At 51.3% G+C, this 13,682-nt stretch carries 10 protein-coding genes and 2 pseudogenes; 4 read left to right on the top strand and 8 right to left on the bottom strand.

The features are described 5' to 3' along the window. Positions 1-97 precede the first annotated feature (97 nt). The 3 genes from AC6JBC_RS04530 (at position 98) to AC6JBC_RS04520 (ending at position 2,657) form a co-directional block, all read left to right on the top strand. Positions 98-1,213 (top strand): KpsE/RkpR family capsule polysaccharide export protein, encoded by a 1,116-nt coding sequence (locus tag AC6JBC_RS04530; RefSeq protein WP_498025617.1) that lies wholly within the window; start codon positions 98-100, stop codon positions 1,211-1,213. Further along, positions 1,210-1,995, top strand: coding sequence for an ABC transporter permease (locus tag AC6JBC_RS04525; RefSeq protein WP_498025616.1), 786 nt, complete (start codon positions 1,210-1,212; stop codon positions 1,993-1,995). Before AC6JBC_RS04530 ends, AC6JBC_RS04525 begins: the two co-directional genes overlap by 4 nt. Positions 1,996-2,066: 71 nt before the next feature. Continuing rightward, on the top strand, positions 2,067-2,657 hold the full coding sequence (locus tag AC6JBC_RS04520; RefSeq protein WP_498025615.1) for an ABC transporter ATP-binding protein: 591 nt from the start codon (positions 2,067-2,069) through the stop codon (positions 2,655-2,657). Here the strand turns inward: AC6JBC_RS04520 and AC6JBC_RS04515 are convergent. Both AC6JBC_RS04515 and AC6JBC_RS04510 read right to left on the bottom strand, forming a co-directional pair. Then, on the bottom strand, positions 2,634-4,331 hold the full coding sequence (locus AC6JBC_RS04515; RefSeq protein WP_498025614.1) for a glycosyltransferase family 2 protein: 1,698 nt from the start codon (positions 4,329-4,331) through the stop codon (positions 2,634-2,636). The genes AC6JBC_RS04520 and AC6JBC_RS04515 overlap by 24 nt on opposite strands. Positions 4,332-4,433: 102 nt before the next feature. Beyond that, the gene (locus AC6JBC_RS04510) at positions 4,434-6,197 is read right to left on the bottom strand and encodes a hypothetical protein (protein ID WP_498026085.1); all 1,764 of its coding nucleotides are present in this window, start codon (positions 6,195-6,197) and stop codon (positions 4,434-4,436) included. A gap of 75 nt (positions 6,198-6,272) precedes the next feature. Between AC6JBC_RS04510 and AC6JBC_RS04505 the strand changes: the two genes are divergently transcribed. Beyond that, the gene (locus AC6JBC_RS04505) at positions 6,273-6,431 is read left to right on the top strand and encodes a hypothetical protein (RefSeq protein WP_498025998.1); all 159 of its coding nucleotides are present in this window, start codon (positions 6,273-6,275) and stop codon (positions 6,429-6,431) included. A gap of 194 nt (positions 6,432-6,625) precedes the next feature. Here AC6JBC_RS04505 and AC6JBC_RS04500 read toward each other — a convergent pair. The 6 genes and pseudogenes from AC6JBC_RS04500 to AC6JBC_RS04475 form a co-directional block, all read right to left on the bottom strand. Beyond that, positions 6,626-6,991 (bottom strand): annotated as a pseudogene (locus tag AC6JBC_RS04500) (sulfotransferase family 2 domain-containing protein); the annotation flags it as partial. A 108-nt stretch (positions 6,992-7,099) separates the two neighbouring features. After that, positions 7,100-9,010: a glycosyltransferase family 2 protein gene (locus tag AC6JBC_RS04495; RefSeq protein WP_498025613.1), complete on the bottom strand. Its 1,911-nt coding sequence runs from the start codon at positions 9,008-9,010 to the stop codon at positions 7,100-7,102. A gap of 10 nt (positions 9,011-9,020) precedes the next feature. Beyond that, on the bottom strand, positions 9,021-10,130 hold the full coding sequence (locus AC6JBC_RS04490) for a glycosyltransferase family 2 protein (protein ID WP_498025612.1): 1,110 nt from the start codon (positions 10,128-10,130) through the stop codon (positions 9,021-9,023). A gap of 133 nt (positions 10,131-10,263) precedes the next feature. Next, the gene (locus AC6JBC_RS04485; protein ID WP_196224288.1) at positions 10,264-11,256 is read right to left on the bottom strand and encodes a hypothetical protein; all 993 of its coding nucleotides are present in this window, start codon (positions 11,254-11,256) and stop codon (positions 10,264-10,266) included. A 113-nt stretch (positions 11,257-11,369) separates the two neighbouring features. Then, positions 11,370-12,548: a UDP-galactopyranose mutase gene (glf, locus tag AC6JBC_RS04480; protein ID WP_329604454.1), complete on the bottom strand. Its 1,179-nt coding sequence runs from the start codon at positions 12,546-12,548 to the stop codon at positions 11,370-11,372. A 350-nt stretch (positions 12,549-12,898) separates the two neighbouring features. Then, positions 12,899-13,457 (bottom strand): annotated as a pseudogene (locus tag AC6JBC_RS04475) (IS5 family transposase). Between the last annotated feature and the right edge of the window lie 225 nt (positions 13,458-13,682).

Raw genomic sequence — 13,682 nt, 5'->3', positions numbered from 1 at the left:
GACATATTGGAAGAATTTCACAACTGGTGAAATTACTTGCAATATAGGATATACTTTGTATAAGTAAATTAATTCTTGAACATGAAAAGACGGTTACATGCAAGGCAAATTGAAGTCAGTTCTGAAAAATGCTATTGGCATGGGTCGATTGTTTCACTTGTGCGTAACTTTGCCGTTTTTATTTTCCATATTTTACTTTGGTATATTTGCAAACGACATTTATGTGTCAGAGTCACGATTCATCGTACGCAGTCCAAGTAAGCCTGAAACTAATCCATTTGGTACGTTGCTGAAGAATTCAGGGTTTTCAAGTGGCGATGAAATTCATGCAGCCAATGATTATCTTTTATCACGAGATGCTCTGCGCGAACTTAATCGCAACAGCAATGTTGCGCGTTCGTATGGGGATTCGAATATATCTCTATTCAATCGGTTCAACCCGTTTGGATGGGATAATTCGTTTGAATCTTTGTATGAGTATTTCAATAAAAAAGTCGAAATACAGTATGAAAATTCTACGTCAATCAGCAGGCTGAGCGTCAAGGCATTCGATCCTCAGGATGCGCGCCGTTTTAATGAGAAGCTTCTGGAGCAAGCTGAAGGCTTGGTGAACAGGCTGAACGGGCGAGCGCGGAATGATCTACTCGATGTTGCGCAAAAGGAAGTTGATCGCTCGCGCTCCGAGGCAAGGCACGCAGCAAGCGCTCTGGCCGAATATCGTGACAGAGCGGGCATCGTGGATCCCGAAAAGCAGGCGGTTAGCCAGATCCAAATGGTTTCCAAGCTACAGGACGAGTTGATTGCCTCACGCATTCAATTACAACAATTGCGAGCGCTCGCACCGGCAAGTTCAGAAATCGCTCCGCTCGAGGGACGTGTAGACGGTCTCGAAAATGCGATTGCGGAAGAAATGCAGCGGGCGGCCGGCGGGAAAAAATCCTTGTCCAATGCAGCGGCGGAATATCAGCGCCGCTTGTTCGATGATCAGTTTGCTCAGAAACAATTGGCGGCGACGCTGACCGCGCTTGAAGAAGCGAGGCTCGATACCTTACGTAAACAGGCATATGTCGAACGTATCGTTCAGCCCAGTTTGCCTGATGATGCCGCACTGCCTCATCGACTGCGCGGAATCTTTTCAACCTTGGCGATGGGCCTCATAATCTGGGGTATATTGTCGATGCTGCTAGCCAGTTTCAAGGATCATATGGAGTGAGCGTTCTGACCAGCTCCATGCGTGTTCAGGGGCGGGTGCTTTATGCCTTGCTTATGCGCGAGGTGCTGACCCGATATGGCCGGCACAATATTGGCTTTCTGTGGCTGTTCGTGGAACCGATGCTATTCACTGCGGGGGTTGCGGCGATCTGGACTGCCCTCAAGGCTGTGCATGGCTCTAACCTACCGATCGTTGCTTTTGCCATAACAGGCTATTCAAGTATCCTGCTTTGGCGTAATATGACGTTTCGCTGCATTGGCTCAATGCTACCAAACCTCTCACTAATGTATCATAGGAACATCAAGCCGATTGATATATATTTCTCGCGCCTCATTCTAGAGATAGTCGGTGCTACGACAGCTTTTATTGCCCTATGTTTCATCTTTGCATTTTTTTCTGGCAGCATAACCTGGCCAGAAAATGTTGCGGAAGTGATATTTGGTTGGATACTGCTAGCTTGGTTCGGAGTCGGACTAGCAATGTTCATTGGCGCGCTATCGGAAGACCTGGAGTTTATCGAAAAACTTTGGCATCCCGCTCAATATCTGCTGGTGCCCCTGTCTGGAGCTGCATTCCAAGTCGATGTCCTACCTACAAGCGCACAATCGCTTGCCCTCTTGCTACCCACCGTCAATGGTCTAGAAATCGTTCGTGAGGGCTTTTTCGGATCCAAATTTCAAGCGCATTATGATGTATCCTACACGGTCTGGTTCAATGCGATATTGACATTAATGGGACTGTTGCAGGTTCGCAAAATGAGTCGATCGATCACACCGGAATGATAGCCCTCCACAACATCACGAAAGTCTATCATACTCGCCGAGGTCCACATCGGGTGCTCGACAACGTGTCGATGAAAATTGAACCGGGTATGAAAATCGGCGTTTTGGGGCCAAATGGCGCTGGTAAATCGACTCTTGTTCGAATAGTTAGCGGCGCAGAGCAACCGACAAGAGGTACGGTCGAGCGCTCGATGAGTGTATCGTGGCCGCTCGGCTTTGTTGGCGGTTTTCAGGCAAGCCTCACAGGATACGATAATCTCAAGTTCATTTGCCGCATATATGGCGAAGATCATCGTCAGTTGCTGTCCTATGTTCAAGAATTTTCCGAACTTAACCATTACCTTTTCGAGCCTGTCAAAAGCTATTCCGCTGGCATGCGCGCGCGCCTCGCCTTTGCTATATCGATGGCAATTGATTTCGATTGCCTGATTATCGACGAGGTGATCGCCGTCGGCGATCAGCGGTTCCAGGAAAAAAGTCGTAATGAATTGCTGAACAAACGTCGTGATAAGGCGATGGTCATCATCACTCATGAAATGCATTTCATTCGCGAAAACTGTAATGCCGTCTATGTCGTAGAAAACGGTATGTTGCGCTCTTTTTCTGATATAGATCAGGGCATTGAGTATCATGAACGGTCATTTGCCCGGCTGAATGGCTGACGGATGCTTTCCTTCATTGAACGCGCTTTCCCAAAAAGCTTGAGATGTCAGATGGGGCAAGGCCTCCACATAAGCGACGCGCAGCGCATCGAAATGATCTTCAAAATGTTGCAGACGCTGCTTGAACAAGGCCCGCTCCCGTTTCGCCTTGCGGGCATCATGTTCCGCTATGAACCCCATGCCGGTCATATCGTCGAAATATAAGACGCGCCGATAACCAAAGATCGCTGCGTTATTGGCCATGGCCGTCGCCCTCTGCGCAACGGGTTTGTTGCGCAGGAACCAGCGCGGCAAACGTAATCCATTGCGAGAGATCGAGCGAAGCGCTCGACCCATGCCTCCCAACTTGCGGTGCACTGGAAGGAAATATGTGGGTGCCGGAGATATCGGCGCCATTTTCTGCTTTGAAGATAATTCGGCCAGTTCGTTTCGAATATCCTCCATATCCGGATTATCAGCCCAAATCTGCGGCCCTTTTGAAACATGTTCGACGGCAAGTGAGGCAGCTGTGGCAGCTGCATAGCAATAGGATTTTAGTTTACCGTCGAAGAATCCTTGCGCGACGCGAGAGGCTGACTTTGCGTCGCTGGCACCTAACAGTGCATGTATAAGGTGATGCTTGTTATCAAAATAATTATAGAATGGCGTATCTTTTATACCAAAGTCATCACCCCAACATGCAATACCGTTCATAGTCAGTATATTAAAGCGGTTGCCAAGCGAAAACTGGACGTCGTCCCCCCGTACAAAGAAAGGGAATGCGAAATGTTCCACATCATGGATCGCAAAGCCAAAAAACCACCATGCGCCATAATTGGCGGCCTCCGGTTCTTGTTCTGCGCTCAACAAATCGTCGACAATCCGCATATCGAGCCCAGTATGATGGGCGCGGCAATATGTTTCGAAACTTCCTCCCTTCTCGATCAAGCGATGGGGATCGGCCGCGCTCAGTAGTGCGCCCGCAATGGCAAGGCGGGGTGTGATGGCGTAGGTGAAAACCGCTATGCTGCGCCGGATGGACTCAATCTCGCAAGCCGCGTCATCATCCATGAACAGGGCATGTGTGAATCTGCCGGTGTCTTTGAGATAGAGGAGGCCACGCATGAAGCCGCCTGAACCCCCGAGGTTTCGGTTGGGGATCACCATCGCTTGGGGAATGTCGGATGAATCGAGATTGCGCGAATTATCGACAATTATGAGCGCCGCCTGGTCCTGATAAGCAGGATCAGCCAGCAATTCCTGAGTAATGCGCTGCGCGGCGGGAAGGACATGTGTCGGCCGATTATAATGGGTGATAACCATGCCGATGCGAACGGGACGTAATGGTGGATCGCTGGTGGCGTACCAACAGTCATAAATACTGGCTTGGCCGCCTTTTCCTTCTAGGCTGAAATAAAGCAAGCCGGCGTGCAGATCGGGCCAAAAGGATAGGTCGATGATAACGGTTTCGCCGTCGTTCAGATCGGCCGGACGTTCATATATCCATTGTCGATCCATGCCGGTCCGGCGCAGCCCGAAGCGGACGATGAGTTGCCCTTCTCCTCTGAGACACAACGCCAATCGCTGGACCGGGCAATGGGCTTTCCACTTCTCGACAGACAGGCCATTGAAGAAAGTGTCCGTGCGGACCGATTGGCCGTCATGAAGGACGACAGCGCCATGATCGTCGATCACCAGGTTGCCGAGATCGGATCGGACGTAGAGGGCTGCGGATATATCCCTCGTGCGATCTGGCAGAGCCAAGCTTTGGAGCCGATTCCAGGTCATTTTTTCATGTTAGTCAAGGGTGGGTTGCCGCTGGGCGTCAGTATGAACGTTCCAGAAATCAAACGACGCCATGGAGTTCAGATGAAATTCCGTGCGTCGGCGCAGGGCCAGCCTCACCATCAGGCAAACAAAGCCTGCCACCAGAGACCAGCCCCGTTTCCAATCATACTGCCGTTCTTCTAGGCGTCGGGTTGCGGCATGGCGAATGAGTATCAGTTTTGGCCGCGGCTCGAAATAAGGTGTCAAATTTTCTGCTCGCACAAAACCACGTCGGATCAGCGGCTTGAGGCCTGGTAGGAAAAGGTCTGACATTAACGCCCTGATCATCTTCCAGGCGCATCTCCCAGACGCGCGAGGAGAAAGACGACGGGTGCGTAATGGTGGAAAGCGCTGTCCTTCACACCTGTAACGGGGTGCCGCACCTGCAACCAGTTCAGCATGATCCTTGCCGCTCCAGGCCAGTAGAGCCGGGGCGCCGACGCGATAGGCGGTCATGCCCTTCAGCATAAGATTTGCGCGCAAATAATCATACTGGATGAGATGTGTCAGCAGCTTGCCGCTGAGTTCAAGAGCAGTTGCCGTCCTGCTCCGCCCCTGCCAGCCGCGAAGGAACAGGGCATCGCGCGCCTCATAAAATGCTGCCCACGGCGCGCTGATCTGCAGCCGCGGTCGGCCTGAGACAACCAAATCAGGCCAAACCAGCATCCTTCTGCCGCCACCCATTAAACGCTGGCGATATTCGCCTGCATCGTTGTGGAGCGGAAATGGTACACCATGTCTACAAATGTCCTCGCGGGGAAATACTATGGCGCCCCAACTATCAGTATCCGGCCTCTGGTAAGCGTTCACATCGATCGGGCTTCTCGCAAACCCGGCACCGGCCATTACTGGAATTCGGAGCGAATGACCATCGATGTAAGTGGCGCTCAGCCTGATATCCTCTCTGGCATGGCACAATATGGAGCGGACACGATCGAAAAAGGACGGCTCGATAGATGCTTCGCCCGACAAGATCAGAATATGTGTCGCGCGCCCATAAGCCATTGCAGCCAACACCCGCTGCAATATTCCCAGCCCGGGAACAAAAGGAGCCACACGGATAGGAGGTAAATCACAGATGGACGAAATTTGCGTTACAGCCTCGGCACAGGACTGATCGACGGTCAGGTCAATGATATGAATGTCATTTACAGCCGAACGATCTGCTTCGGCAAGACGGTGCGCCAGGGCTTCAACCGGGTGCAAGACGCCTTCGGGCGCCTCCGACACAATTGCCACCATCGTCAGTGAGCAAGAGCGTATAGGAGGCGCGTCGCTCGTCCAGCGTAGAGCGTGTACAGACGAAGGAAGATTGCAGGAGAATTGCGCGTAGAGCGAGGCCTGAGCGCATGCCCGAAGGTTGATCGGCAACGCGATCTCACGTTCATGATCAGCTTGGCAATCAGATTGTGTGACGATCCATTCGCGCCCCGTTTCCATATCATGGCCGATTATACTGATAGAGATGTCACCACGAAATCGGAAACGAAAGAAGATGTCATCTATGTTTGTTTCACTAAACCAGTGACCCGCATAAAACCGACCAAGCAATCCATCGATCTTTACCTGACTTCCTCTAGAACAGATTAGCTCTTGTTTACAAAGACGGACATCCCCATATACATTCATTACCAGCTTGTCATATGGTTCACGCAGGCATATTGATTGTACGAAATTCTGGTCAGACAGAGAATTTCCGTACATTATTTCTGTATCCCGAATAACGATATTCATCCATTATATCAAATTCATAACAATAAAACTCAAGTTTTCTCATTCAATTCGAAATCAAAATCAAACCTTTTCTGCATGATATCATTCATACCATCAAATATTAAAGACAATTTCGGAATTACACTTCCATTCTCACGTAAATATCGAATCTTTTTTACAGGAAAATCTGAAAATATTCCAGGAGTAGCAGGAAAATCATATTTGACCGATATTCCAGACCGAACGTCTTCATGATTTTTATTTAGTTCCAAATATCCTTCACTTGATCCAGGATATATATTATCCAAAAATTCTGAATATTTTTTATCATCGCCGAAATCCAATGATAAAAACTCATATTGATCCGGAGGAAGAGAAAGAAAACTTTCTTGTGATCTAAAATGAGGATCAAGATAACAGTCCGGCATATTAGAAATTGTTTCGACATAATTACGAAATGTCATCAGATCTAGTGGCGTTTCTGATATATCACATATAGTTTTCGTCACTATACTTTCAGGAGCCATAATAAATTTCGATATAAACGCGCTAATGATCCGCTTAATCGGATCTCTCGTAACAAAAATACGTCGAGATGACCTGAAAATCTGCGACGGTGTCTTTGTCATAACCAAATGGGAATAGTTATGAACGCGCGACATATCTTGCGCAAACAGCGACCCCAAATGTGGATTGCTCGCCATCAACAGCGCATATTTTATTGCTGAGCAACCACATTTTGGTGGCACGCAAATAGCGATCTGCTCTTTTTCGTGCCAATAATGGTGACCAATTCCAAATTCATTGAGAATCATATCCTGCACCTCCTTATATTTCTATAACTCGTCGGCTTCACTCATCGACCTGACATCAATTCGCGCGGCATCTTAACCTTTTAAGGCGCGGATCTGTCAGCATCACAATTAGTTACTGACCTCCAGAGGGAAATGATAGTCATAGACATGGTCCATATAGGACGGAGCACCGACATGGAATCGTTCGAGAGCATTGCGATCTGGCATTTCTGCGCAGAAATCACGCGCAAAGTCGCTATCTGGCGAATTGATACGCTGACTGATCTCCCAATGAACATTGGCAGCGCGATCGAAGCTCTTGCCGCCCATCATGAAAACCCGCGATGCTTCAAGGAAAGACGTACGGAGTTGAAGGTGGATCAATGAATAAGACCAGCTCAAACAATCAAGGGTAAACAGGTCGAACAGCACGAAATGGTCGCGCGGCGCCCGTCGGTTACGCAGAAAATTTTCCATCGTAACGAGCATCTGGAACGTACCAAAATGGCGTGTATCCGATGCTTTAACGTCTTGGCCCGGACGATCCTTGCGATAATAATAACCCCGCGCATTGGCGTATGAAACACCCCCATTTAGATAAAGGGAGATGAACTGAAACTCCATATCGTCATAAGCTTTAATGCGCTCAGGAAAATTCAGGCCATTCTGGCGCAACCATTCTGTGCGATACAGGCGACGCCATATTGCAGGCTGGCGCCGCAAAATGTTCCACATGTTACTTTCGTAACCGATCATCCCACTTCTGAGAGCGCGATCCGTATAGGGCTCGATATTGTCGGATACTTCCCCTGTTATACTGCTATAATCTGCAAATCCGATCTCAGCTATATTGCTGGCTCCGACATAAATTGCTTCATTAAGCAGCGGCAGGAAACATTCTTCGACAAAATCGTCGCCGTCGATCAAGGTGACATATTTACCCTGAGCAATCTGCAAGCCCAGATTGCGTGCGGAAGCGCAACCGCCATTGGGTTTGTCGATCACCTTGGTATGAGCCATCTTGGCGACTTTCGCCAGCGACTGCAGCGTTTCGGCTTGGGTGCTGCCATCGTTGATCACCAGAATTTCAGTTGGCCGATCGATCGATTTGATGATGGACTCAACGCATGGTTCAACCAGGTCTCCAATATTATATACGGGAATGATCACCGTATTCAGCGGTTCCGCCTTTGCCGGGAAAATGGCCGGGGACCAGGCCGCTTTTGTGCGGGTGGTCCGCCTAGACGCATGGGTCTTGTAGAGCAATCCGCTTTCGGCGTCTCGAATGCATCCTGACGGCACCGTGTCGAGAAGTGTGGAAATCATGGCATGATCTTCGGCGCCGTAGTCAGCCTTCCAGACTTCACCCAACAGCGTTTGGCTGTGCTCCACCAGTTCCGACGCCAGTTGCAGGAACATGCCTGGCGCAACCAGCTTGAGTAGCGCAATCGGGGTGGTGGCGCCAAAGGGGAGATCGTTGATGCGGAGTAGCGTGACCTCCCGCTTGCCCTTGGTGCGCAGAGAACGGAAGACGCCATCTTCGAACACATTGATCTGGTTCTGGGTTGTCGACCAATCCTGCGGCACGACGGCCCTATTCACCAATTCGATGTTCTTGATGGCCAGATTGACAACAGCGTCGCACGCAATATCCCAAAGCTGGGAATCTGCTTCAAACGCCCAAATCTGCCTGTCCGGATGGAGAAGCGCGGCAAAGACAGCAAACAGGCCGCAGCCTGCGCCGATATCGACGATGACGCCGTCCTGCGCAATCGGGAGCAGGATCGTCGGCCGATAGACGGAAAGAAAACGCTCGATGCTATCGGAAATAATTGGGCGGATGACTTCATTGCTGACAGCCAGCGTCTTATAATATTCGATCGCCCGCGTTCCACCCTTGCAGCCGCTCATAGCCTCGGCAAGCGTGACAAAACGAGGCCATATTTCGCCATCATCTGTATATTTTTTGGTATCGGTTACGCCAAGGCTGCGCAAATTCCTGCTCAATTTTCGTGTCAATTTACTGATATTGGAGCTCATTGCCGCACCTTTATGCGTAGACTTGACCGAGGTAGCCACGGTCACCATTGATCAAAATGTTTATTAGATCGTCATACCATTTGAACGTGGCGGGATCACCTACATCACCCAGTAATTTGGCAACCGAGGGATTTGTCGGCATGCTCCGCAAGATACGGGCCGCACGATCAGCAAAAGCTTCCACGTCGCTGATCCCGATCGTGTTGATCGACCAATCGAGCATGCGGGCGAATGCGCATTTCAGCGCTGCGAAAGCTAGCTGACGTTCAAGATCGAGTACACGCAACTGGCGATCCAGATTCTTGGCGCTCAAGCTCCCTGCCTGATTGCGTTCGAGCCGTAGCTTGTCTGCCTTGGAATCGAAATGATGTGCGTAAATCGCGGACAGACCTGCAAGATTGCCGATAATATCCCCTTTGAGCTTTGGCATCATAGTGACGCGGCTGGACCGTTCAGTCACATTATAAAGATGCGTTATAACATTTGCACCCAAGACATTGTCGAGATCGAGAGTCATTCTCGCAATGAGATAGAGATCTTCGAACTTTCGTCCAATAGGGAATAGGTATTTGTTAATAAACTCAAGCTTGAAATATTTGTTCCCGATCTGCGGCTCCAGAATAAGTGGAATAAATCGTGTATTGGATCCGAATGCTTGAATGGATTTCCCTTTGAACAGGCGCGAAAATCTGTCCTCGTCATAAAAGGGCGAAAAATTCTGCTGATCATCGATTAATGCCGAAGCGGTGAAAAGATAATCTGGCTTTTCAGCTTCAAGGATATCCTTCACCATGGCGCCCCATCCAGCGGGCTTTAGGTCATCGGCGTCCAGGAAAGTAACATATTCTGCGGAACAGAAGCGCAGACCGCGGTTGCGCGAATGAGAAAGGCCACAATTTCCACTGTTCTGGATAAGTATAATATCGCTGTGAATCAGGCGTATTTCATCAACGATTCTATCGGCCATTTCTGCTTCGGATGAGCGAGAGGCATCATCTACAACTACTATGCTCTGGACAAGGTTGGTTCCTTTTGATCCATATATTATGGATAGCAAAGCTTCCCGCAAAAACTCTGCATCATTATGCGTTGTTACAACTACATCCATCGAAACGTTCATGGAATACCTTCGACTTCCTTGTTTTGCTCTGCCGTGCGTGTCGAAAAATTCAAATAGCGAAAGCTGTAGCCCCTGTGAGCTTCCCTAGTGACAATCATGACGATGTCAGGGGCCTATATCAGCGATGTTTCAGCTAAAATGCATGCCAGCCCTCACCATCACAGGCAATGAACGCCGAATATTTTCCACCACCGGCGTTGATCCGTTGGCGCCAGGCAGTAACGGGTTTGAGAATGTCAGCGACATAGGCAACAGTCCCGGCATTGGCGGCATCGCAGGCAGGTAAAGACGCATAACGGATCGGGCGCAGCCGCACCGCTTCGCTCTCGGCTGTGCCGGCTATTTGCATAGTCCCCTTGGCATCGAAACGAGCAACTTCGCGTTCGGCAGCAATGATGTTGACGGTGCCGGCGGCCGAATGGCCAAGGCCGGTTGTTGGATCGCCCCAGAAACCATAAATCGGGTGTGACGCGGAATAGCCGTTTTCAGTATTGATTTGGGCGCCGCCGGTGGATTGCCCTGCCTGAAAGGCAGCCAATGCGGCACTTGGTTTCTGGGTCGCAATCGTCAGGGGAAATGGCGGAGCGCGCTTTTCATCATAGGTTGCGGGCGGATTGTAACCAAAGATCGAACCGATGCCGACATTGCCGTTGCGAAAATAGGCGTTGGAATGCTGATCGATCAGGAAGCCGAGTTGATTTCGCGAGATCCCGGAGTCCTTGGCGGTTCCCAGCCAGACTGCGAAATTTGTCGGCACCGCATTTCGGCCCACAGGCCCATCGACGGCAAAATTCAACGTTCCGCTGGTATTATAGGTGGCGCCATCCCAGCCGTTCGCCTGAACTTCGCACAGGTCGTCGCCGGCAAGAACGGTGGCGCCGCCAGATCGCTTGTCAGCCTTGCGATTTTTGTAGCAGCCGTAAAAGGCGGAACTGGCATCATTGGAAAACTGAAGCGCGGCGTAATTCCCGCCAACCTGCTTCTTTCCTCCATTATTCTGTATCGTCGTATATGTCAGCGTACCTTCGCGCCGTACAATGGGCTCGTCCTGGGCGCGTGCGATCTCGGACTGGAAAAGGCCTGTGGCATACGCCGCCAGCAGAAGACCTGCTGGCAGCACTGCCACGCCCCCCGGAGCGGCCCATATTCTCCGCCCTATCTGTTTCAGAATGTCCAAACGCGAGTCATGTGATGTCATATTCGTTACTGTGATAGCCTCAGATCCAGAACGATCAGAGATCACAAGCTGGCGACCTTGGCCTTGGCTAGCCACGCTTCAGCCACATCCATCGCCTGATCGATCGTCACATCCATATCGAGATATTGATAAGTGCCCAATCGGCCAATAAATGTTATATTCGGTTCCTGCGCAGCCCGCGCTTCATATTGTTCCAGCAACTTTGTCTCAGCGACCATGCGGATCGGGTAATAGGGGATGTCGTCCGGGCCGCAAAGGCGGCTGTATTCACGGAACACGATGGTCTTTTCGAAGCTCGCGGCTTCCCAAGGCGCGAAATGCTTATGCTCGGAAATGCGGGTGAAGGGGACGCTCTCGTCCGGGTAGTTGATAACCGCAGCGCCCTGATAGTCGCCCTCGGCGCGCTCCGGTACGAAATCCAGCGTGCGGTAGCCGAGGCGGCCCAGATCATAGTTGAAGTAGCGATCGAGCGGGCCGGAATAGAATGTGTGCGCGAAGTCCTCGGCCAGATCCTCGTGGCGTACGCCAAGGCGCACGTCGATTCCCGGATGGTTGAGGATGTCGGCGATGATCGCGGTATAGCCATCGCGCGGCATGCCCTGGTAGGGGTGATTGAAATAGTTGTCGTCGTAGTTGAAGCGCAGCGGGAGGCGCTTGAGGATCGAGGCGGGCAACTCGCTTGGCTCGCAGCCCCACTGTTTGCGGGTATAGCCCTTGAAGAACGCTTCGTAGAGGTCGTTGCCTACGAAGCGCAGAGCCTGATCTTCGAAGGTCTGCGGGTCTACAATGTCCATGCGTGCCTTGGACTCCACAAAGGCGCGCGCTTCTTTCGGCGATAACGCCTTGCCGAAGAACTGGTTGATCGTGTGCAGATTGACCGGCAGCGAATAGACCTTGTTTGCAACGTTCGCCTTTACGCGGTTGACGTAGGGCATCATCACACCGTGGCGGTTGATGAATTCCCACACGCGCTCGATCCCGGTGTGGAAGATATGTGGGCCATATTTGTGGACCATAACACCCGTTTCGGGGTCACGCTCGGTATGGCAGTTGCCGGCCAAGTGATTTCGCTCGTCGATGACAAGGCTGGCGATACCATTTTCGGCCAAATAGCGTGCTATTGTGGCTCCCGAAAAGCCTGCGCCAACGATACAAATTCTCATTATACTTCCCTGAATCAACCGCGATGGTGCTGTTGCAAAAAATAGATGCGTCCGCAAGGGAGATTGGGTGCGAACTCATGCGAGAATCTTTCGCCTAACCAACAGATTTAGCGGTCATTGCAGATCGGAGGATGGCGTATCCGCGCTCGGCTCCATCAACTCCAATCATTGATCTCATTTGACTGCGATGAGGAACAGCTTGACCCGACACCTCCTCAATGCAACCCTTCGCCAAAGAAACCGTTCCGATGACCAACTTGGGCAAATTCTGAGCAGACACTCCGAGAAATTCCTCTATTCCGTTGATTTTCTGGGAAGAAATTCCAACGACGCGCCACCTTGACATCGCCCCCGGACCACCCTTCCCCGGTGTGATCGACGCAATCGGGGACTAGGGCGCAGACTCATCACGCGTTGCACCACAGGCGCGCGCAGATAAGCTTGATGGCGGCGAGATAGTTGGCAGCGTTCTTGTCGTATCGGGTGGCGATGCCCCGGAACTGCTTGATCCTGTTGAAGAAATGTTCGACGAGATTGCGCTGGCGGTGGAGCCAGGACGAAAATCCGAAGCGCTGTTTTCGGTTGGAACGGTTGGGGATGTTGGCCCAGATGTTCCTGGCGGCCGCATCTCCGGCTCCCCCTTTTTACCCGTCGCACCGTGTTGGTGGACGCGCATGCAGGTGGAATCAATCATCACCAGTTCGCCATTGTAGCCTGCGGAAACCGCCGCCAGCAGCCGGTCCCACACCCAGCCTTTCGCCAGCGGACGAACCGGTTGTAACAGGTCGTCGATGGTCCATAGCGCTCCGGGATCTCTGCCCACGGAGCGCCCGATCGGAAACGCCAGAGAATGCCATTCAACACCTGTCGATCATCGACGCGCGGCACGCCACGCGGCTTGTTCGGCAACAATGGCTCGATAATCAGCCACTCTCTGTCCGTCAGCTCATACCGCCGTCGCGCCATCCAACATCTCCCAAGGTCGGGAGCCTGAATCATGCCGAGCGACAAACCTCAAGCGCGCTTATGAGTTTACGCCCTAATGTGATCCTGATGGAAGGTAAGGCGGGTCAGGAGGCCGCGCGGCATCGTCTGGCGTATGTCATTGACTATGTGGCAAAAACTGATCCCGATTTGGCGTGCGCTATCATTGGGTGGATCATTTCCGCAAATGGCCCATACAGAGGCCGG

The sequence above is a fragment of the Sphingobium sp. RC1 genome, from assembly GCF_059738765.1.
Note: the sequence above shows the minus strand (reverse complement) of the source record. Positions and strands in the feature narration are given on the sequence as shown.

Excerpts from the sequence above, each read along its gene's own strand:
- AC6JBC_RS04520 (WP_498025615.1), top strand. The coding sequence starts at position 2,067 with ATGAAAATTGAACCGGGTATGAAAATCGGCGTTTTGGGGCCAAATGGC.
- AC6JBC_RS04530 (WP_498025617.1), top strand. The coding sequence starts at position 98 with ATGCAAGGCAAATTGAAGTCAGTTCTGAAAAATGCTATTGGCATGGGT.
- AC6JBC_RS04495 (WP_498025613.1), bottom strand. The coding sequence starts at position 9,010 with ATGAGCTCCAATATCAGTAAATTGACACGAAAATTGAGCAGGAATTTG.
- AC6JBC_RS04505 (WP_498025998.1), top strand. The coding sequence starts at position 6,273 with ATGATATCATTCATACCATCAAATATTAAAGACAATTTCGGAATTACA.
- AC6JBC_RS04510 (WP_498026085.1), bottom strand. The coding sequence starts at position 6,197 with ATGAATATCGTTATTCGGGATACAGAAATAATGTACGGAAATTCTCTG.
- AC6JBC_RS04490 (WP_498025612.1), bottom strand. The coding sequence starts at position 10,130 with ATGAACGTTTCGATGGATGTAGTTGTAACAACGCATAATGATGCAGAG.